Below are 19,765 nucleotides of genomic sequence, written 5' to 3'. Positions count from 1 at the left end.
GTTATTTATTTAAACCCCATAGAATAAAACGCTATATCATTTAAAGCCCTGAATATCAGGGCTTTTTCAAATTAAGAGTCGAGTTGAACGCGATAGACCAAGGTTGGAATTTCCCACGCACCACCAGCAAATCCTTTGCACTGTGTGGTTTTTGCCATATAGGTTTGGATAAAACGCTGACCATTCCATGACCACTCCCCCGTACTATGACAGTCGCCAATGCCTCGTCCACGTTGGTTGGAGAAAATCTGCCCTTCGCTAAAACCACTTCCGGAAAAGGTCACGGATTGTTTGATTTGCTTTAAATTTCGATCCATCAGCCAATAGCCATTACCACTGTTATATGCCCCACGCCAACATGGCACTTCGACCAAGGCATTTTTCCCATTGATTGGAAACACCACGACCCGATCATCCTCTAAGAAATTTGCATCAAAGAGTTGAGGACAATCTTCTACTGTCGTTTTCTTCTTTATCAATCCAAACAATTGTTTGGCTGTGGGCGCATTGACGGCATACCGTGTTTGTAAGCCCTTACTGTAATTTTGAATATTCACTTTCGGAATACTTTTCGGTTTGAGTACATTGGCCGAACTACTATTGGCTTTACGCAATAATGCTGAATTTGTCCCTATGCGCTTTTGAAAATCATCCATACGGAGTAATACTGCGCTTGCGCCCTGCACAGACAATAACCATGTTTTGTTGTTGCCTTTCCACACAATCGGTTGATTGGCTTGTAAGGCTTGAATCAGTTTTTGAGTTTGAGCTGCACTTAACTGACCTTCCGCAGTTTTGGCATCAAGCTGCACAGTTCCCTGATTTTTACCTAAAATGTAAAGTTGAAGTGGTTTATTTGCCGCACTTAACGTTTCAGGATCGAGCTTTACTCGTGCACTGACTTGCGCTTGTGCTCCCGCGGCACGTTGTAATAACACAGAAACAGCGGGGTGATTGCCTTCCGCTTGATAACCTGCAACGCGACATGTCCCCGTATTATCACAAGCGATTTCCCAATCCTTATGTGAAAAATAATTTCCTTGAATTTGAGCAAAACTCACACTACAACCCAATGCAGCAACGTAGCCCAATAAAAGTTGCCAGATGACATTATTTTTGTTCATGTCTTTGGCTCAAAATAATTATATTAGAGCTATCTTAGAATGCTTTTCACTGAAACTCCAGTTTAAATGGATCTGCTACATGATTTAAATTTATAGAGATGAATCATTCAGTTGCTGTATCTCCTCACATTTTTTTCGCTTCACATTTTCATCACTGAGCGTATTCATCAAATCTGCCGCTAGGCCTTTTAAAAGACTCATATCATCATCTGTCATTTGATTCGGCTGCCGATCTAAAACACAAAAACTTCCCAAGGCCACCCCATTACGGTCTCTAAGTGCAACGCCTGCATAAAAGCGAATGCGGTTATGCATCAATTCAGGTAAATGCGCAAAGCGTGGGTCACGTTGTAAGTCTTCAATAATCAAGCGTTCATTTTGATATACCAAATGGCTGCAGATTGAGTCTTGCTTCGACTGGCGCACCTGCATCGGTTGCTCGGTAGCCTGAGCCAAAGGGCTACCTGGAGTATAGACCCAGTCTTGCTTGACCCAAGAAATTTGTGCATATTTCACATCGAAGGCTTGTCGGGCTTCTTCAATATATTGTTCATAAATCGGTAAATTCCGCTCATCCAAAACATTCAGTTCTTCTAATGCTTTTAAGCGCTGTGCTTCAACGCTAGGATCAGGCTCATCCAACCAAGATTCACCCTGCTTCAATTGAAAAGCTTCAATGGTTAATAACAAGTCATTCATATTATTGACCACTGCATCGACGGTGAAATTTTCTTTGATCGCATCTAATTGGGATATCTCATCACAGCTCCACAGTGCAAAAATCAGTTTTTTATCTGGAAACTGTGCCTTAAAAACATGGCTTAAAAGGCGAATTTGAGCTTCTGGTGCTGTATGGAAAATCGAAATACATACGATCTGAATATCCTCTTGGATATCATCTATACTTTGATGCTGATTTTGAATTAAGACGTCGCTAAATGCCTGAGCCGGAATACCCCTTAAACTTAGGCCATGCGCCAACATAGCCGATACTTGAACATCAATTTCCCAACGTGCCCCGATACATAACACCGCTGCTTTCTGATCCTGCTGTGCCACTGGATATGCCCGTTGAAAACTATGATTAAACAGTTTTAATCCCTGATGTAAACGTAGTCGATGTTCAGCACTGGCCTCGGTGTTGTGGCCTCTCGAAAAAATCCGTATGGCTGGAATCGCGACTTTGGCATAAAACGCATTAACCCGCCGTGCCTTGATTTCATCCGTCGCATCCTTCGGTAACTTTTCAGTAATAAAATTTTGTGCGACATCCACGGCATCTTGCACATCATCAGCGACTAATCTCTGATAAAAGCGCTCATGCGGTGCCAATGCAGGTGTACTACCGATCAGGGTTTTAATAAAACCTAAGGATGGTACATAGCTCGAAAGCACCAATAAACATGCGGTTAAAGGCGTCGATAAAATTAAACCAATTGGCCCCCACACAGCCGTCCAAAACATGGCGGCAATAATAATGGCTAAGGTTGAAAGTCCGGTACTTTCCCCATATAACCAAGGCTCAATAATATTATTACTGACCAATTCCAAGAGCAAAATTAAACCCACTGTCCATAGCACCATATTCCATGTGGGATCTACCGCAAAAGCCAATGCAATGGGGAAAATCGCAGAAATCATTGGGCCGACATAGGGAACAAAGCGCATCACTATCGCCACCATTCCCCACATAATTGCTGCCGGCACCCCAATAAACCAAAGTCCCAAGGCCATCGGAATACCGTAGGTCACATTGACCATCAGCTGCATACGTAAATATTTACCGATACGATTGGCGGCTTCATCTAGTGCGTCTGTTCCGATATTTAAATTGCCGCCCAGCAGCTTAAGGAAACGGTCATGCAAATCTTTCCGATTGACCAAAATCAGAATCACAAACAAAAATACAATACCTGCGGTTGCCAAGGGATTGAGCACCCGCTCACTCCAAGCCATGACCGCTTCAGCCGTGGTTTGTTGTTGTCCCACCACTTCCACTTGCTGCACTTTAGGATTTTTCTCTTCAGGCACCACATCATCTATCGAGTTTTCAACAGTATCTATGGTGGTTTTTGCGCCATCCCAAACACTCGGGCCGCGTGCAAATTGACGAATAGAATCCATTTTCTTTTGAATCGTACCGTGATATTGCGGTAACTCTTGGCTTAATTGCCCCAGTTGATAACCCAAATAAGAGGCCGCGCCGGACAAAATCGCCAAAGCCAAACCGACCACAATAAATATCGATGGCATCTGTGGTAGCCCCCAACCTCGGAGTTTCATCACCAAAGGGTCAACTAAAAAAGCCAATAAGATTGCGAGTGCCAATGGAATAAAAATATCTTTACCAAGATATAAGGCCGCAATCAGCAAACTGCCGATGATGAATCCTGCCGTGATTCGAATCACTTTATGTAAATCTGCAGGGGGCATTTGCTTCGAGGCGTTCAGGTCTTGTAAGCCTTGCTTTTGACCTGATGGTGATGATTCAAAATCTTGCGCTAATTTATTATTTTTATGATCCATTTTCTTATCCTGAACGATGGTCATTATTTTTTAATTTAGGCTGAAGTTTTAGAACTGCATACGCATTTCATGTAATGATTTGCAAAGAAAAAAACAGAGCGACACGGCTCTGTTTTCATACTGTGTTTTGAGATGAATTAAAAGGTAATTACTTTACTTTGATGAGTCACAATATCCACTGGAACAGAAATATGTTGATGAACGATCTTCCATAGAGACTGCGTTTTTTTCATCCCAATGGTGTTACGACACCACGAGATCCCTGGCGTTGGTATTCCACTCTTATCATCAATTTTGGAATAACAGTGCAGAAAGGCAATATCAGGTTCTGCATGGATGACCAGTTCCCGCCTAAACACCTTTAAACCTTCACGAAAATACTCTCTATAAAATTCCCACATTTTTTGATATGCCATTAAGCCGCGCATTTCACAACTGGCATCAAAAAAGTTCACATCTGCTGCGCAGGATTCAGCAATGTTTTCAATTTTCAATTGGCAGATGACCTCATCCCAATTGGCTAAAAATTGCAGAATTTCGTCAGCGGCCTGTTGGTCACCGACTATTTTGATTTTATCTTGCATCTCTGGCACCTATTTCTTTTATTTTTTATGAAGCATTATTCTGTGAGGCGTTTGGAAGTTGAATTTCAACGATCTTCCAGCTCCAACCGCGGCGTTGCATTCTAAATACGGTATATGTTGCTTCGCTTAGGCCTTGGAGCGGCACATACAGATCAAATCGATTCCAAGCACTATAGCTTGCTTTGGGTTCAAGGGACTGGCTTTGTTTTAAAGCGACAGTAGTTGGAGTTGCATCCTTTTTGGATGATGTTGATGTATGAGGTTGTTCTGCGACCTTATTTTCAGCATGAGTGAATAGTTCAATCCCTGAGCTAATCATGCTCGGATTGGTTAGTTGGGTTATTTCTGGTAATTGGATCGACTCTTTTAATGCTTTGCCTTGTAAAAGCAGCATGATACTGTTTGGATTGACCAGACTGTCGACCAGCGTTGCACTGAGGACTGTGCTGAGCTGCCCACCCCACGACTGAGCGAATTCGGGTAAATGCTGTAGCCCAGTTTTCTGTTGAATGAGGTCTTTAACTTGTGGTTTTAGACTCGATTTGACTGTCGCAAAATCGATATATTGAGCAATTTTTTCAGGTTGATTGTGCTCATAGGCTTGACGTATTTGGTACAGCACCCAATACGGAGACGCAATCATCCAACCCAAGACGATGATCAAGATCGCAATGAGCCCATAATACAAAATATGATTCTGCTTATTCATCGTTCACCACTCTAGCCAGTGAAGTTGTGGTACTTCCTTGTACCGTTAAATAAGCCTGATCTAGATTGAATAGCATCCAACCTAACAGCGCTTATCTGAGAACCATATAGCTTTTGATCTTGTGATTTTGACGAGCCTTCTGGTTTGTTCATCTCGCTTTGGCTGTCTTAATCAGGTTGTTTCAAATTTAAGCTGTTAATTCTCTAATTTGGGTATTCGCACCATGGGTTTTAACTGACTAAATGCGTTTATCGCGCGATTGCTCACTGGCATAAAATTGGCTGATCCCAATAATATGATGGTTTGCCGCTTTCAGATTGAAATATGGTTTACCATTATTAACATTCAGTCGTTCAAAGCGACTATCATCTGCGCTGTTGTTTTGTACAGACTCAATCCCGTTTTGTGATGATGCTTACACTTTATATAATTCACTCGTTAAAATGATTTCACCGTTCCATGCTTTTGATACAAAACGAAACTGCTGATCATTAGAATGACTGATCTGGTACCATCCCGACATATGTTACCCCTTCATTTTCATTGTTTTATCTATTATTCGATCAGGATTTGTTGTTGGAAATTCAACCTGATCTACAGAATATAAATGAACTCGGTCACATTTTTCAATGTCTTTTTTGATCAGTGTCAAGGCTTAAAATTTAATCACTAAGAAAATGATTTTCAATAAATAATTCCAATCAAAAAAAACCGACCGAAGTCGGATTTCATCATGATGTATTTGTGAATAGATGCGCTTTACTCAACGTATTGAATAAAGGCCTTAAGGACTGACGATCAGCTTCGAATAGGTCGCTTTATTCATTTCTAAAATTTCTACACAAAGTTGCACCTCTATTGCTGAAGCTGTGACATGTTGTTTCATCACGTCCAATAACAACAATGAAATTTGCTTTTGAACTTCAACCGTTCTACCCGTCAATAATGAAACTTTGGCATGCATATACGCATGTTGAGCATGTTCATCCAAACCCACAACAAAATCTTGCTGAGCGACAGCGCGGCTCTTAATATCATTGATAGCACTAACATGACCCGATTCAAATAAGGCAGTGTTTAGCGCTTTAAGTAAAGGACGAGCCTCAAGCTCAAGGTTATTGGAATATTCCAAATGAATATGCGGCATAGTAAAGACTTTTCAAACCCGTAATGCGTCTATTATGCAGGCTGAAAAATAAAATCTATAGCGGATTAGTTATCTATTTCATGTTTAAGTAGACATCCTAAGCCAAGTGTTGACTTCGCTTAGGATGATAGACGGTTGCTTTAGAGCGAACAAAAACGAAACTTAAACTTTTTTCACGTATTCAGATTTGAGCTTCATTGCTCCTATACCATCAATTTTACAATCAATGTCATGACCATCTGTTGCATCAGCTAAAAGACGGATATTTTTAACTTTTGTGCCAACTTTCACCACTGAAGATGAACCTTTAATTTTAAGGTCTTTCACCACAGTAACCGTGTCACCATCGATCAATACATTGCCATTGGCATCTTTAATCACTATCTGTTCATCTGCAGCACTTTCGCCTTCACGCCATTCATGTGAACATTCAGGACAAATCAGTAAATCGCCATCATTGTAGGTATATTCAGAATTACATTGGGGACAATTGGGTAAAGACATAAAAGACCTCAAAAAAAATATGGATGTAAAAATCCACAAAAACTTAATATAACATTTTTATGTATTTCATAAACTTAAAAACCATAAAAATCGTATGGTTTAGTGATGTTGTGAAGACCTTAATCACACAACGACACAGAACTAATCGGTTTAAATTTTAGATCTCTAATGAGGTGTTTAATATCAACGCTTTTAAGATATGCGCATGATTTTTATCTATATGTTTGGCCGCTGTGAGTAAGGTCAGGGGCTCCTCTTTTTCCCATGCGCGCAGTTGTTCTAACTCGGCTTGATGGGGTTGTATTTCTTGCAAATAGCGCTGTTTAAACTCGTCCCAACGAGAAGCCATTGCTTCGTCTTGATGATACCAACGACGTAAATCTGTAGATGGCGTCAATGCCTTCGGCCACAAATCTAGCTCTGCGCTCACTTTACTGATACCACGCGGCCACAAGCGATCGACCAATATGCGTTTACCGTCATCTGGGCTGATCTCATCATAAATACGTTTAATGTCTACAGTCATTAAACCCTTCCTCACCTATTTGTAGTTTTCGATCATTTTTCAGATTATTCATCGGGGATCGCTGGATTCACTAAAAAAGCCAGCAACTGTAAAGACTCCTGCCAACCCAAATAACAGGCATCAGGTGGAATAACGCTCGGCAACCCTGCCTGTACAATCGTCACTTCGGTTCCGACTGAGACCGCTTTAAACTCAACAGTGACTTCGATTTCACCGGCCAACTCTGGCATATCAAATTGGTCTGTATAGCGCAGTAAATGATTCGGCACGACTTCATGATAATCACCATGGAAAGCGTGTGTGGTTCCCGTTGAAAAATTTTGAAACGACATGCGGTACGAGCCACCTACACGCACATCAGAATGTTCCACATGGGCAGTAAATCCATGCGGTGCCATCCATTTAACCAAAGCATCTGGCTCCACAAAGGCACGATAAACGCGCTCTACAGGCGCACTAAAAACACGATGTAATCGAACAGTATTGCTCATGATGATGTCCTTTTGTCATTGTTTTCACTGAATCATCCACATGCATTCACCCTCGCTTTATCGTCCATTTTTATCACACTGAAACGTTCTAAATGAGACAGCTTTGAGACGTGCGAGAAAGGTCATTGCTGTTCAATACTATAGCGAATCCTACAGATTGATCCCATCACTTTAACGCAATGCCTTGTTATGTTTTGTGAGCTGCATTCATATTAACTTGAATTTAAATTGTTTAAAAATAAATACTTAACCCAATATTCCTATAATTTAAAAAATAAGAACCCAGTTGAATCACTGGGTTCTTGTCACTTTCGATGTAATACTGAGACTTAGCTCAATTGTGCTTCATCTTCATCCAGATCATCATCTTCATAAATATAAGCCATACAACCCCAACCGTCATATTCGCCTGAATGTTGTTCTGCAATTTTAATAAACCACTGCTCTAAATCGACAATATCTTCATAATCAGGCTCCATATAAACATAGACCGTGATAATCCATTCCACGCGATCTGATTCTTCATCTTGGAACAACGAAATTTTTTGCTCTTCTTTCAATAAATACAATGCACACTGTTCAGCCTGCGCTTCGTTCGAAAAGGCAATTGAATATTCGATTTCGTGCGGCACAGATAAATCATCACCATCTTGCTGCATCTGCCACAGCACATTGCCATTATCATCATCTGGAAATTGTTTAAAATCACGAGTCATTGTACTTTCCCTTATCGTTTATGAATTTTATTCTGTTGACTTAGATTAACGGATAATTGTTGCAATTTGCATTAGCTAAATCTCTTTAATCAGAAATAGACCGTCGAAGTGATCTTTCTGATAACAATTCAAATTAAACCACAACATCCATGTGGGCCTGAGTTTCTTTAAGATGTAAAACCAAAGCTGCCATTTTCAATTCTTCTAAGCGTAATTGTAGATAACTGTCGAGTACCCGTGCCTGACTAAAATGTACACCATGCGCATTGAGCAAGGTGAAATCATCCGCCAAAGCCTGCAATAGCTCACCTAAGTTTTTGGTATTTAATTGGGCTAAATACAAATCAGCACGACTATTAAACACCAATGTAAATAATTGCATCGCAGCCAAACGACGTTCTTCATCAAGATAATTACATTTTGCAGTCGATTGCTGCTCCATTGCATCAATCATTTTGCAACGTACCGCAGTCAAATTTTGCTTTGCCGCAGATTCATTCATGCCATCCATCAGCTGATCTAAAATACTCTGTAAAGGTAAAAAGAATGCTGACTGATAGCCCCGTATTTTGTTGTCCAAAGCACGGTTGATGTTATCCAAATGCTGCTGATCCAGCGCTTGGCTATACAAACCCTTTAACTCGGCACGGGCTTGTTCCTGTATTTGTGATTTAGCTCTTTCTTGATATTTGCTCAAATACTGACGTACTTGTTCAATCTGTGCGCGAATATCATTCAACATGATATCGGCATTGGCTTTGGTGACTTCCACCAAACCATCAGCCTGTAAAGTTCGATACTCAACATATTGTTCAATATCCACAATATGTTGATATTTCGCTACTTTATCGACTTGGATTTTTAAGCCACTGTTTTGAATACGTAATTGGCTGATTTCATAATTCAGTTCATCTTGCTGCGACTCTGTTTCAGCCAGTTTTAACCGCGCACGATCGAAGTTTTCCTGCAGTGAACGTAGGGTTTTATCATTTTTCAATTTGCGGTTATAAACAAAAAGGAGAGCCACAATTAATAGGATGATAAGGACGACTAAAGCAATATTGATCATTTGCTAATCCTCAAAATAAGCTTCAATAATTTAAGTTTATTCCCCAAAACAAACCTAAGTTACAAAAGTTAAAATCTATAATTCATTTCATATTAGCAGAACAAATGCAAAAAACCGTATTTATCTGACCAAATACACACTTGCACACAATTCAACTAAAATACTGTTTTAAATTAATTTAATAAAAAATTTTTCATATTAAAAAATAATCAATCAATATTCTTTAGAAAATATAATAAAACTTTAGAAATGGTATTTATTTACTAAAAGATACAAAGAAACTTAATATTAATCTTTGTAAATATTTCACACACTTTATAGAGATATTTAAATTATTTATATATCCCCAGAATTGGGGATATAGTGCATATGGTGATTCATTTTTAAGCAGAAAAACCTATTTAAAGCCGTAATTATTCTTAGCTTGCTAAGCTGCATAAAGATTTCAATTCAACACAGCAGATTTTATGAACAATGAGTATTCACATGAATATGCTTTAAAATTCTGCCGCACAATGAATATGAACAGCTTGTTGGGTTAAGGGCTGGGTAAATGCCAGATCGCAAGCATGTAACGCCATCCGTCCGAGTGAGCTCTGTTTAGCATTTGGGTGATACAGTTGATCCCCTGTAATTGGGTGCCCAATATGCATCATGTGTACACGTAGCTGATGAGAACGCCCTGTCACTGGTGTTAATAATACTCGGCTAATATCCTTGCTTGCGTCATAGCTGATGGCTTGATACAAGGTTTTTGAAGGTTTGCCCAATTCAAAATGCACCATCTGTCGTGGGCGATTTTCCCAGTCCGTAATGAGGGGCACTTCAACACTACCCTCACCTTCAAGTTTGCCTTGAACCAAAGCCACATATTGCTTCTGAACCGTTCGCGCTTGGAACATTTTACTCACTGCCACTTCTGCATCGCGGTGTTTCGCAAACATCAAAATGCCTGATGTTGCCATGTCTAAACGATGGGTAATCTTTGCCGCCGGATACTGTTCCAAAACACGAAGATAGGCACTGTCATGATGCTCAGGCAAACGTCCCGGAACCGACAACAATTCCGCCGGTTTTTCGATGACAACCAAGTCTGCATCTTCATACAAAATACGTAGAGGACCTTGAGGCGGCGCATAGACAAAGTTGGGATCTAAAGGCATGGATAGACTGTGTACTGGGAGAATGTCGGCAAAATAACAACTGACTAATTCGCTGTCAATCGACTTTAACCGATCAGGTCTAACCCTAACGATTATTGCTCCCCAATTTACCAAAGGCTGGTGCTAATGAATGAGACAAATCATCCTCCAGTAACTGTAAGATGCTTGCACTCGTGGTTGATGGATACTCATGTAGTGTGATGCGATATTCGCCCTGAAACCACTGCGATAAATGCAAGGCATAAGTTTGTTTAGGCCCAAGACCTAGATGTTGTTTTAAACGGTTCTTTATACCTGTCCGTGATGATCCGACATACAGAATGTGATTGGGTTGATTTAACTTGGCGCAAGCATGGGTTTTCAATGCCTTAAATGCGGCATAATCCTGATATGTCTGCTGTATATCGCCACCAACTTGCTGTATCACATAAATATAATGTGCGTGTAGAGCAAGATCATCAAAACTTGAAAACTCAAATATACGCTCAGCTTTAGTCTGCTGTGCCTGCAGACAATCCTGTATCAATTGATTCAGATAACCCATAACAAAATTATTTAAAATTTAGATAGTTAAGCATAACAACTTTGTGAAAAAGGACAATCCGAAGCTTAGATTAAGTTTGAGTTGTTCTGCGTGATATTCATTACATCAGCAATGATCAAAGTTTGTTTGGAATGAATGCGAAGTTTGGAATTTTGAAAAAGATGGAAGGATTTATTATTCGATTTAATTCTTAAAAATTTTTTAGGGTGTAAGAGAAAACAGTATTGTTTACTTCAACTATCATCACTTTGTAAGTCATGATCTTATAGCCTATAAACTTCTGGTTTATAGCGTCCTAAGCTGAATCGAGACCTTTTGGGTGAGTACTGTACACGTGTTTTGCACCACTGACAGCATGCTACTCTTTTCAATCTCTATCACACCCTTGAGATATATAGTAGTGGTATCGATGAGGGATTGTTTCCCTGAAAATTACTATTTTTGACTTATTTTAAAAATATTTTTCACATTTAAAGATATATTGAAAATATTTTCTTCTTGTATCATGTTTTAGCATTTTTTCCATCTGATAAATGACTTTTCCCGAGAATTTTCGCCATAGTTTATCACTCAAACCATCGGGATCATTTGAATTCTAGACAGGACTTTTAACCAATGAGAACTTGTATTGAAATGAGTTCTCCAACTGGATTAAGAGTCAATAATGCATACCACAGCGAGATTTGAAAATTGAGGTGTGCTTGAAAAAAGTAGCAAAAAGTACAGAGGCTATTCAATGCGATGAAAATGAAATTCGTTCAGATTTAACACTTGGCTTAGGACTATTTTTACGGGAGATGCTTGATGATCTTTAAGCTTATGGTGATTAAACTGGTGTGGTTTGTTTTATGCGGATTAAAGGAGTAATGATTCATTATTCTTTTTTATTTTGGCTTAAATTTTTGGGGTGGTATAAGAGAAAACAATATTGTTTACTTCAACTATCATCACTTTGTAAGTCATGATCTTATAGCCTATAAACTTCTGGTTTATAGCGTCCTAAGCTGAATCGAGACCTTTTGGGTGAGTACTGTACACGTGTTTTGCACCACTGACAGCATGCTACTCTTTTCAATCTCTATCACACCCTTGAGATATACTTTAACCAAAGAGGATCGGGATTAATTTCCTAAGTTTTTCTAATTTTCTACAAATTCAGCAAATTTTTTCAGCCATTTTAGGTTTAGCAGGATATTTTATCTTTTCAGCTCATTTCAGCGTTTTTTATCTGCAGATTTGCCCAATTATAAGAAAATTTTCTTTTACAACAGACCAAACGTCTAAACACAGTGCTAAATTCTAAAATGTATCGCCACTGAGCATTCATCCCTTCATTTGAATTATCTACATTAATCATGACTCACAAAACACCGCTCAATGAGTAACTAATGATCTAGATCTATCTTTGTTCTACTTATTGAACTGATGTTACGCAGTAACATCAAAAGCGCAATTTGCTTCAAATAAATGAACGATACGCGGTCACGTCATCCGCAAGTGTTTGAGACAGAGCTACTTTTAATCAAAAATGTTTTTGCGATACTTTGAATAATTTGACGGTAATGAGCGAGTTTTGCGGTGAGGAGCATTGCTCCGCAAGATGGTTTCCTTGCGAAGCTTCGCTTCTCATTTTGCCGAATGAGAAACAATGTTTCGTAAGAGTACCTCCAGCCGAAGGCTAATCCATTTATTCAATCCCTAGATATAAGACGCCGTCGAATAGAATTAAAAATCATTTTAAAAATGCAAAACTACTTTTAAGTGTGTAACATCAGCTATTTAATGGATGATCTATTCAACGCATGATTGGTCATTGAGCTAAATAGCTTTGCACCCACTGTGCGCTAAACCACCAACCACTACATGCTGCCATACCACAGAGTAAATTGGCCAAAATTTTATTCATTCGGCTGAGGTCTGATGCATATATTTTGAGATTGATCAAATAAGCAATCACAGCATATACCAGTCCAATCGCACCACCAATGATGATCAGGATCAAAGGCCATGCTGCATAGGCATGCGCCTCTGCTGGATATTTTGTAGAACGGATGGTTTCTGTGGTCATGCTGCATATCCTATTAATAACGCGATTACCTGTTTTAGTTAGCAATTTCTGCGCCATTTTTCTTGGATATACAGCGTTATTTCAAAGTTAATGCATGTTGAATTTCTAGCTTTGACTACAGCATTTATCGCAACCGACCACTTTTTCTGTTGGCCAACTCATACGTGCACGCTTATAAGCGAGTTCGAAATTGGCAAAATAACCAATCAATATTTGCTGGTCAAATTGCGGCATGTCTACACATCCTTGCGTACCATTGTGAATTAAATGCGAGCCATTCGTTAAGGCATTTTCATCCACTATAAATTTAATCATCTACCATTCCCCTCATTATTTTTTATAAAATTCAAAGATTAATAAATCCATATAAAAACTATGTGATTTATAATCACATACTAAAATTATGCCTTTATTGTTTAAAAATCAACCATATTTTAAAGATATTTTTAGGCGTCTCTTGGATGACCTAAACGCAGAATGATGTACTCTTTTAGGATGGATAGGTGGGATTTCTCGATTTCATTTTTTGCGCTTAAGCCGAGTGCTTGGAATGTTGAATAAAGGTATTTTTCACTCGAACTGGCATTAACAAATACGGTGTCCAAATCAGACAAACGAAAGTACTGTCTCTAACTGTATGAAGGTCTATGTATCAGTAGCACTTCTTATAATTTTAATAATCTTTATCAAACGCTGAAAAACTCGGTTTCGGATTTTTATTTTTATATTTATTAAACAAAATGCAGATCATTCACTCTAAAAGATGGATTCATTTTAGAGTGAAATATTGATTGGTTTATAAAGGGGTATCGACCTGTACAGTTCGTTTTTGGCGTATGCGGCGAACCAACCAGATCACGATTGCAATCACTAAGATCACAACAAAAAATGGAACTAAAAAGGCCAATACTGACAAGACTGCAGCACCAATCCATTCTCCTGTAGATAAGATGGGGTTTGCAACGCCACCTGTGGTTGCGGTAGATACACCACGCGCAGCGACAGTACTCATTTGCACTGCTGTTGCTGTACCACCACCCAAGATAATTGCTGCAGCCCAACTGGCAAACTGTGACATTTCACCTGAGCTGACTGCCATTGTGGCAATGGTCCCTGCAATCATGGCTGCAGGTGTTGAAATGGTGTCGAGCGCATTATCTACCCAAGGAATATAGTAAGCTGCAATTTCACAAACCGTCGCAATTGCTAAGCCAATACAAACCGCAGGCATAGACAACCATTCGAATCCTTTCATCGGTTCGAATAGTCCTAAAATGGAAGCAACACTCATCACCAATAAAGGTACAAAGACACGGAAACCACAGGCAGCACTTAAGCCAATACCAATACACAGTCCTAATATTGTTTCCATGGGCTTCTCCGAATGGTCAAACGTACAATTTGTTTTTATATATGCTGTGTTATACGTTAGCAAAAAGCCCTATCGAGTGATAGGGCTTTTCTTTCTAAACAGCGGATAACTGTTAGTGTTTTGCAGCTTAGGCATTCTTATTGTTAAATTGATTGCCTTGGCATTTGATACACGGTGGTAAACGATCAGTACCAATTTCTAAGTAAACGCGGTGTCCGCATTGAACACAAAAATAGAAGCCTGTTCCGGGTTTTTGACCAGCAGTAACCATTTTTGTTCTCCATGTGTTTTTAGAAATGGTAGATTCAGTATAACCCTCTTGTGATGAATGTCTATTGGTCATTTCGACAATTGATAATGGCATTTAGGCAAAGCATAATTTCGTGTGGAAATTTTGGTGGGTTTACAGCGATTTGCTGAGCCAGTTTTCTACTTGCAGTTCGTCTACACGCAGAAATTCTTTTTCATTGTTTGTGACCATGACCCAATTATTTGATCGTGCATGAGCAGCTAGCCATAAATCGTTATTGCCAATTATTTCCCCCTGAAGCGCTAACTGTTTTCGAATTTGAGCATAGTGTACGGCGGTGTGTTCATCTAACTCTATAACAGGAATGATTGAAGTTAATTCATCAATCACTTTGAAAGCTTTGTCTTTCCATTGGCTTTTTTCCGCACCAAAGCGAAGTTCACCTAAAGTAATCACTGAAATAAAAATATTGCCGTCAGGTAAGTGTTTTTCAAAATGCTGACGTACAATTTCGGGTTGATGCTTGGTGATATAGATACAAATATTTGTATCCAATAAATATTGTGTTGGCATTAGAACTCTTCTCGTTCTTGCGGTGGTTCATCCACTCTTGTTTCTGCATAAAAGTCGTCTGGCATTTGCGCCAAAACTTTAAATAGTTGATCTGCTGTGACTGGTTTTTCTCGCAATATGACTTCGTCACCTCGGCGGAAGATTTCTACTTCTTTGCCTTCAAAACGAAATTCTTTGGGTAAGCGAATGGCTTGACTGCGGCCTGTCATAAAAACTTTTGCGGTAGTCATAGCACTACTCCAGCAGTTTTGATATATACCTTATGATAGGTATTTTTTGAGTTTTTTTCAACAATGCCAAAACTAAAAGCCTGATCAATTGATCAGGCTTTTAGTTAAAACAAGGGTCTAAAACCCTCCACTCAAAATGGCGTTTTATTGTCTATTTTGACAAATGATGATGGCGATTGGGCGAAAAGTAATGACTCTAATCAATTTTTTTTAATGAGAAGTTGATTCTACAAAATAAGATTGAATTTTAGAATCAGGTGGCGACAACCATGTACAAGCTAATACAGTAAATTTTTCAATTGACTCTATGAAGCTACAATTTTCAATATCTTCACGTGCTATTTTCAAAATAAATAGAATTTGCCCTAAATCATCTTTAGTAAACTCAACATTTAAGTTATGCGCGACTTTATTTCTTAAATTATTTAATTTAATAATTCCAGGTTTAACAAAATAAACAACTTTATTTTCAGGTAACAAATTTACTTTATTGTAAAAGTTCAATTTTGCTTTTTTAAGCTCTTTTAACCCCAACTCTTCTACCAAATAGATATCTAGATAATGCTCAACTATAAGATGGCACTTTAGCAATATTGCGATTTCATCATAAGATTTATCCATCAAATCCTGAAGATATTTTCGTCTTACTGAGTTCCTTAATTCTATTTCTTCTAGATAAGGTTCTAATTTATCGTAAGCTAAACTTATATCCTCTTTTGAAAAAATATTTTCCTCTAAATACCATTTCTTATCTTAGGTTAAAACTTACAAAATATTTCTATTATGGAATACTAGGAACTAGCTTTAAACCGCCTATATAAGCCCAGTAAGTAATGAAAAAAAATATAATTATCAATAAAAACTCTTTAAATCGATTAAGATTCAAATTTATTGTTTGTAAAGAAATTTTGGCTAATGAAAGCGTTGTAATGGATATTGTTAATAAAAAAATTATATAAATAAATATTGCAGTAATTGCTCCACTATTTGTAATTTTGAAAACTTCACGACCGTATACAATTGTTAGTGTTGCTAAAAGTGAACCTAATGCTTGCTCTCCAAGGAAAGTTGTTAAATCTGTAAATTTAATCGAGCCTTTTGATACATTTAAAAAAGACAAAAAATCATCATTACTAATTTTTTTTGAGATTTTATTTAGATAAGGGTACAAAAAAAACAATAACAAAATAAGATTAATAAAAACAATGATTAAAACATCAACCTGCGATTTAATAATTTTATAAAAAACTATATTCATCCCAGAAAAAAGAAAAATTATTAGCCAAATATAATAATGGTATAAGAAAGCCATTTTGAATTCCATAAGAGTCAAAGCACCAAAAGAAATTATCAGTTGGTGCTATGATATTTAAGCCACATTCCCTTCCAAAAAGTCTTGTGCAAAGCGCTGTAACACACCACCCGCTTCATACACATGCACTTCTTCTTCAGTATCCAAACGGCAAGTCACAGGCACTTTAATGATTTCATTTTTGCCGTCTGCTGTTGAACGCTCAACCACCAAAGTCAGGTCAGAACGCGGCGCAATATTGCCAATCACGCTATACAGCTCAGTACCATCCAGCTTCAAAGTTTTACGGTCAGTTCCTGCTTTAAACTCAAGCGGTAACACGCCCATACCCACCAAGTTAGTACGGTGAATACGCTCAAAACCTTCCGCCACAATCACTTCTACACCTGCAAGGCGCACACCTTTGGCAGCCCAGTCACGGCTCGAACCTTGACCGTAGTCCTTACCTGCAATAATGATCAGCGGTTGCTTACGGTTCATGTAAGTTTCAATTGCTTCCCACATACGCATCACTTCGCCTTCCGGCTCTACACGCGCTTTTGAACCTTGCTTGATCGTACCGTCAGAGCGAACCACCATTTCATTGAACAATTTCGGGTTGGCAAATGTTGCACGCTGTGCAGTTAAATGGTCACCACGGTGGGTTGCATAAGAGTTAAAGTCTTCTTCAGGCACGCCCATTTTATGCAGATATTCACCCGCAGCCGAATCCATCATGATCGCATTTGAAGGCGATAAATGGTCTGTGGTGATGTTGTCAGGCAGAATCGCAAGCGGACGCATATTTGCAAGTGTACGCGGTGCAGCCAATGCCCCTTCCCAATACGGCGGACGGCGGATATAAGTACTTTGCGGACGCCAGTCGTATAGTGGGCTTGCCGCTTTTTCACGCTCACCCAAGTCAAACATTGGGATATACACTTTCTTAAACTGTTCAGGCTTCACCGCTTCTTTTACCAACGCATCAATTTCAGCATCAGACGGCCAAATGTCTTTTAAGTAAATTGGATTACCGTCTTTGTCATTACCCAGTGAATCGGTTTCGATATCAAAACGAATCGTCCCTGCAATCGCATACGCCACAACTAAAGGCGGAGAAGCCAAGAACGCTTGTTTTGCATAAGGATGGATACGACCATCGAAGTTACGGTTACCTGAAAGTACCGCAGTTGCGTACAAATCACGATCAATAATTTCTTGTTGAATTTTTGGATCTAAAGCACCTGACATACCATTACACGTGGTACATGCATATGCCACGATACCAAAACCCAGCTTTTCTAAATCACCGAGTACACCAGCTTCTTCGAGGTATAAAGCCGCAGCCTTAGAACCCGGTGCAAAAGATGATTTCACCCAAGGTTTACGCACAAGTCCTAACTCATTAGCTTTACGTGCAAGTAAGCCTGCTGCCACGGTATTACGTGGGTTAGAAGTGTTTGTACATGAGGTGATTGCTGCAATGATGATTGCGCCATCAGGCATTAAACCTTCAGCTTCCTGAGCTTTAGCCGCTTCTAAGTTACCTGCAATGCCTTTCGCTTTTAAATCAGCGGTTGATACACGTGCATGTGGATTCGATGGACCTGCAATATTACGAGTGACTTGTGATAAATCAAAACGTAGTACACGCGGGTATTCTGCCGCTGTCATATCCGACGCCCAAAGACCAATTTCTTTGGCATAGGTTTCAACCAATTTCACTTGATCCGCTTCACGGCCTGTCAATGTCAGGTAATCAATGGTGTTTTGGTCAATGTAGAACATCGCAGCCGTTGCGCCATATTCAGGGGTCATGTTCGAGATCGTTGCACGGTCGCCTACAGACATACTGTCTGCACCTTCACCGAAGAACTCTAAATAAGCACCGACGACACGTTCTTTACGCAAGAATTCTGTAAGCGCTAACACGATATCAGTTGCGGTGATGCCTGCTTTACGCTGACCGACAAGCTCTACACCAATGATGTCTGGCAGACGCATCCAAGATGCTCGGCCAAGCATCACGTTTTCAGCTTCTAGACCGCCGACACCAACAGAAATTACACCCAATGCATCAGTATGCGGCGTATGTGAGTCTGTACCCACGCAAGTATCAGGGAAAGCTAAACCATCACGGTTTTGAATCACTGGAGACATTTTCTCCAAGTTGATTTGATGCATGATACCGTTGCCCGCAGGGATCACATCGACATTTTCAAAGGCTGTTTTCGTCCATTCAATGAAATGGAAACGGTCTTCGTTACGACGGTCTTCAATCGCGCGGTTTTTCTCAAATGCGTCTGGGTCAAAACCGCCAAACTCTACAGCTAGAGAATGGTCAACAATCAGCTGCGTTGGAACAACAGGATTGACTTTTGACGGGTCGCCACCTTGGTCAGCAATCGCATCACGCAAGCCTGCAAGGTCAACCAATGCGGTTTGGCCTAAGATGTCATGGCACACCACACGTGCAGGGTACCAAGGGAAATCGTGGTCTTGTTTACGGTTAATCAGTTCTTTTAAAGACTGTTCTAAGATTGCAGGGTCGCATTTACGAACCAACTGCTCTGCAAGGACTTTAGATGTATATGGGAGTTTTGCGTATGCGCCTGGCTGAATATCTTCTACGGCTTGGCGTACATCGAAGTATTCTAGCTGGGTGCCTTGCAGCGGTTTACGGTAGTTGTTGTTCATAGCGTTCCTGCCCTCGGTCTTTCATTTTTTTGCGTTGTCTTTTTCATAGACAATTCATCTTTGTTCGATAGGCATACTACACTGCCGAAAACCCATTTCCCAAATCTGATATATTTCATAGAGTTAAATATAAAAACAGGGGTTTTTGAAATATTTAGTTACACTAACTTTGGAATATTCG

21 protein-coding genes and 1 pseudogene are annotated in these 19,765 nt (G+C 39.4%); all 22 read right to left on the bottom strand.

Annotated elements, in window-relative coordinates; genetic code table 11:
* Positions 1-71: 71 nt before the first annotated feature.
* On the bottom strand, positions 72-1,124 hold the full coding sequence (locus FTT92_RS00445) for a DUF1176 domain-containing protein (protein ID WP_180171167.1): 1,053 nt from the start codon (positions 1,122-1,124) through the stop codon (positions 72-74).
* A gap of 90 nt (positions 1,125-1,214) precedes the next feature.
* Positions 1,215-3,650 carry an AI-2E family transporter gene (locus tag FTT92_RS00440; RefSeq protein WP_257231531.1) on the bottom strand — a complete coding sequence of 812 codons (2,436 nt, stop codon included), beginning with the start codon at positions 3,648-3,650 and terminating at the stop codon, positions 1,215-1,217.
* Positions 3,651-3,787: 137 nt separating this feature from the next.
* On the bottom strand, positions 3,788-4,234 hold the full coding sequence (locus tag FTT92_RS00435) for a nuclear transport factor 2 family protein (RefSeq protein WP_218951534.1): 447 nt from the start codon (positions 4,232-4,234) through the stop codon (positions 3,788-3,790).
* A 25-nt stretch (positions 4,235-4,259) separates the two neighbouring features.
* Positions 4,260-4,943, bottom strand: coding sequence for a DUF2939 domain-containing protein (locus FTT92_RS00430; protein WP_180171166.1), 684 nt, complete (start codon positions 4,941-4,943; stop codon positions 4,260-4,262).
* Between the two features lie 238 nt (positions 4,944-5,181).
* Positions 5,182-5,466 (bottom strand): annotated as a pseudogene (locus tag FTT92_RS00425) (YegP family protein).
* Between the two features lie 261 nt (positions 5,467-5,727).
* Positions 5,728-6,090: a 5-carboxymethyl-2-hydroxymuconate Delta-isomerase gene (locus tag FTT92_RS00420; protein WP_180171165.1), complete on the bottom strand. Its 363-nt coding sequence runs from the start codon at positions 6,088-6,090 to the stop codon at positions 5,728-5,730.
* Between the two features lie 162 nt (positions 6,091-6,252).
* Positions 6,253-6,594: a zinc ribbon domain-containing protein YjdM gene (locus tag FTT92_RS00415; RefSeq protein ID WP_180083522.1), complete on the bottom strand. Its 342-nt coding sequence runs from the start codon at positions 6,592-6,594 to the stop codon at positions 6,253-6,255.
* Positions 6,595-6,751: 157 nt separating this feature from the next.
* Positions 6,752-7,120, bottom strand: coding sequence for a DUF488 domain-containing protein (locus FTT92_RS00410; protein ID WP_180171164.1), 369 nt, complete (start codon positions 7,118-7,120; stop codon positions 6,752-6,754).
* Positions 7,121-7,164: 44 nt separating this feature from the next.
* Positions 7,165-7,611 carry an SRPBCC family protein gene (locus FTT92_RS00405; protein ID WP_078191122.1) on the bottom strand — a complete coding sequence of 149 codons (447 nt, stop codon included), beginning with the start codon at positions 7,609-7,611 and terminating at the stop codon, positions 7,165-7,167.
* Between the two features lie 329 nt (positions 7,612-7,940).
* Positions 7,941-8,327 (bottom strand): ribonuclease E inhibitor RraB, encoded by a 387-nt coding sequence (locus tag FTT92_RS00400; protein WP_111884820.1) that lies wholly within the window; start codon positions 8,325-8,327, stop codon positions 7,941-7,943.
* A 133-nt stretch (positions 8,328-8,460) separates the two neighbouring features.
* Positions 8,461-9,396 carry a hypothetical protein gene (locus FTT92_RS00395; RefSeq protein WP_180171163.1) on the bottom strand — a complete coding sequence of 312 codons (936 nt, stop codon included), beginning with the start codon at positions 9,394-9,396 and terminating at the stop codon, positions 8,461-8,463.
* A 497-nt stretch (positions 9,397-9,893) separates the two neighbouring features.
* Entirely contained in the window at positions 9,894-10,559 is a 666-nt protein-coding gene (locus FTT92_RS00390) for a pseudouridine synthase (RefSeq protein ID WP_078191125.1), read from the bottom strand.
* An 85-nt stretch (positions 10,560-10,644) separates the two neighbouring features.
* Positions 10,645-11,103 carry a GIY-YIG nuclease family protein gene (locus FTT92_RS16620; RefSeq protein ID WP_180171162.1) on the bottom strand — a complete coding sequence of 153 codons (459 nt, stop codon included), beginning with the start codon at positions 11,101-11,103 and terminating at the stop codon, positions 10,645-10,647.
* A 1,810-nt stretch (positions 11,104-12,913) separates the two neighbouring features.
* Positions 12,914-13,171: a hypothetical protein gene (locus FTT92_RS00380; protein WP_180171161.1), complete on the bottom strand. Its 258-nt coding sequence runs from the start codon at positions 13,169-13,171 to the stop codon at positions 12,914-12,916.
* Between the two features lie 105 nt (positions 13,172-13,276).
* A complete protein-coding gene (locus FTT92_RS00375) occupies positions 13,277-13,486 on the bottom strand; it encodes a hypothetical protein (RefSeq protein ID WP_078191130.1) in 210 nt (69 codons plus the stop codon).
* A 481-nt stretch (positions 13,487-13,967) separates the two neighbouring features.
* Entirely contained in the window at positions 13,968-14,543 is a 576-nt protein-coding gene (locus tag FTT92_RS00370) for a DUF4126 domain-containing protein (protein ID WP_180171160.1), read from the bottom strand.
* A 127-nt stretch (positions 14,544-14,670) separates the two neighbouring features.
* Positions 14,671-14,886, bottom strand: coding sequence for a hypothetical protein (locus tag FTT92_RS00365; RefSeq protein ID WP_180171244.1), 216 nt, complete (start codon positions 14,884-14,886; stop codon positions 14,671-14,673).
* A gap of 60 nt (positions 14,887-14,946) precedes the next feature.
* Positions 14,947-15,366: a type II toxin-antitoxin system VapC family toxin gene (locus tag FTT92_RS00360; RefSeq protein WP_180114684.1), complete on the bottom strand. Its 420-nt coding sequence runs from the start codon at positions 15,364-15,366 to the stop codon at positions 14,947-14,949.
* The gene (locus FTT92_RS00355) at positions 15,366-15,596 is read right to left on the bottom strand and encodes an antitoxin (protein ID WP_078191134.1); all 231 of its coding nucleotides are present in this window, start codon (positions 15,594-15,596) and stop codon (positions 15,366-15,368) included. The genes FTT92_RS00360 and FTT92_RS00355 overlap by 1 nt, the downstream gene beginning before the upstream one ends.
* Before the next feature lie 210 nt (positions 15,597-15,806).
* Positions 15,807-16,217 carry a hypothetical protein gene (locus FTT92_RS00350; protein ID WP_180171159.1) on the bottom strand — a complete coding sequence of 137 codons (411 nt, stop codon included), beginning with the start codon at positions 16,215-16,217 and terminating at the stop codon, positions 15,807-15,809.
* A gap of 160 nt (positions 16,218-16,377) precedes the next feature.
* Complete coding sequence (locus FTT92_RS00345) at positions 16,378-16,908, bottom strand: hypothetical protein (RefSeq protein WP_180159906.1); 531 nt, start codon at positions 16,906-16,908, stop codon at positions 16,378-16,380.
* A gap of 57 nt (positions 16,909-16,965) precedes the next feature.
* A complete protein-coding gene (gene acnD, locus FTT92_RS00340; protein ID WP_180171158.1) occupies positions 16,966-19,584 on the bottom strand; it encodes a Fe/S-dependent 2-methylisocitrate dehydratase AcnD in 2,619 nt (872 codons plus the stop codon).
* Positions 19,585-19,765: the final 181 nt, after the last annotated feature.

This window comes from Acinetobacter sp. YH12023 (assembly GCF_013420135.1).
GTDB classification, from domain to species: Bacteria; Pseudomonadota; Gammaproteobacteria; order Pseudomonadales; family Moraxellaceae; genus Acinetobacter; species Acinetobacter amyesii.
This window is presented reverse-complemented; position numbering and strand designations above follow the sequence as displayed.

Excerpts from the sequence above, each read along its gene's own strand:
- FTT92_RS00405 (WP_078191122.1), bottom strand. The coding sequence starts at position 7,611 with ATGAGCAATACTGTTCGATTACATCGTGTTTTTAGTGCGCCTGTAGAG.
- FTT92_RS00375 (WP_078191130.1), bottom strand. The coding sequence starts at position 13,486 with ATGATTAAATTTATAGTGGATGAAAATGCCTTAACGAATGGCTCGCAT.
- FTT92_RS00360 (WP_180114684.1), bottom strand. The coding sequence starts at position 15,366 with ATGCCAACACAATATTTATTGGATACAAATATTTGTATCTATATCACC.
- FTT92_RS00355 (WP_078191134.1), bottom strand. The coding sequence starts at position 15,596 with ATGACTACCGCAAAAGTTTTTATGACAGGCCGCAGTCAAGCCATTCGC.
- FTT92_RS00345 (WP_180159906.1), bottom strand. The coding sequence starts at position 16,908 with ATGGCTTTCTTATACCATTATTATATTTGGCTAATAATTTTTCTTTTT.
- FTT92_RS00390 (WP_078191125.1), bottom strand. The coding sequence starts at position 10,559 with ATGCCTTTAGATCCCAACTTTGTCTATGCGCCGCCTCAAGGTCCTCTA.
- FTT92_RS00420 (WP_180171165.1), bottom strand. The coding sequence starts at position 6,090 with ATGCCGCATATTCATTTGGAATATTCCAATAACCTTGAGCTTGAGGCT.
- FTT92_RS00370 (WP_180171160.1), bottom strand. The coding sequence starts at position 14,543 with ATGGAAACAATATTAGGACTGTGTATTGGTATTGGCTTAAGTGCTGCC.
- FTT92_RS00445 (WP_180171167.1), bottom strand. The coding sequence starts at position 1,124 with ATGAACAAAAATAATGTCATCTGGCAACTTTTATTGGGCTACGTTGCT.
- FTT92_RS00410 (WP_180171164.1), bottom strand. The coding sequence starts at position 7,120 with ATGACTGTAGACATTAAACGTATTTATGATGAGATCAGCCCAGATGAC.
- FTT92_RS00415 (WP_180083522.1), bottom strand. The coding sequence starts at position 6,594 with ATGTCTTTACCCAATTGTCCCCAATGTAATTCTGAATATACCTACAAT.
- FTT92_RS16620 (WP_180171162.1), bottom strand. The coding sequence starts at position 11,103 with ATGGGTTATCTGAATCAATTGATACAGGATTGTCTGCAGGCACAGCAG.
- FTT92_RS00350 (WP_180171159.1), bottom strand. The coding sequence starts at position 16,217 with ATGGATAAATCTTATGATGAAATCGCAATATTGCTAAAGTGCCATCTT.
- FTT92_RS00440 (WP_257231531.1), bottom strand. The coding sequence starts at position 3,650 with ATGGATCATAAAAATAATAAATTAGCGCAAGATTTTGAATCATCACCA.
- FTT92_RS00430 (WP_180171166.1), bottom strand. The coding sequence starts at position 4,943 with ATGAATAAGCAGAATCATATTTTGTATTATGGGCTCATTGCGATCTTG.
- FTT92_RS00365 (WP_180171244.1), bottom strand. The coding sequence starts at position 14,886 with ATGACCAATAGACATTCATCACAAGAGGGTTATACTGAATCTACCATT.
- FTT92_RS00435 (WP_218951534.1), bottom strand. The coding sequence starts at position 4,234 with ATGCAAGATAAAATCAAAATAGTCGGTGACCAACAGGCCGCTGACGAA.
- FTT92_RS00400 (WP_111884820.1), bottom strand. The coding sequence starts at position 8,327 with ATGACTCGTGATTTTAAACAATTTCCAGATGATGATAATGGCAATGTG.
- FTT92_RS00395 (WP_180171163.1), bottom strand. The coding sequence starts at position 9,396 with ATGATCAATATTGCTTTAGTCGTCCTTATCATCCTATTAATTGTGGCT.
- FTT92_RS00380 (WP_180171161.1), bottom strand. The coding sequence starts at position 13,171 with ATGACCACAGAAACCATCCGTTCTACAAAATATCCAGCAGAGGCGCAT.
- acnD (WP_180171158.1), bottom strand. The coding sequence starts at position 19,584 with ATGAACAACAACTACCGTAAACCGCTGCAAGGCACCCAGCTAGAATAC.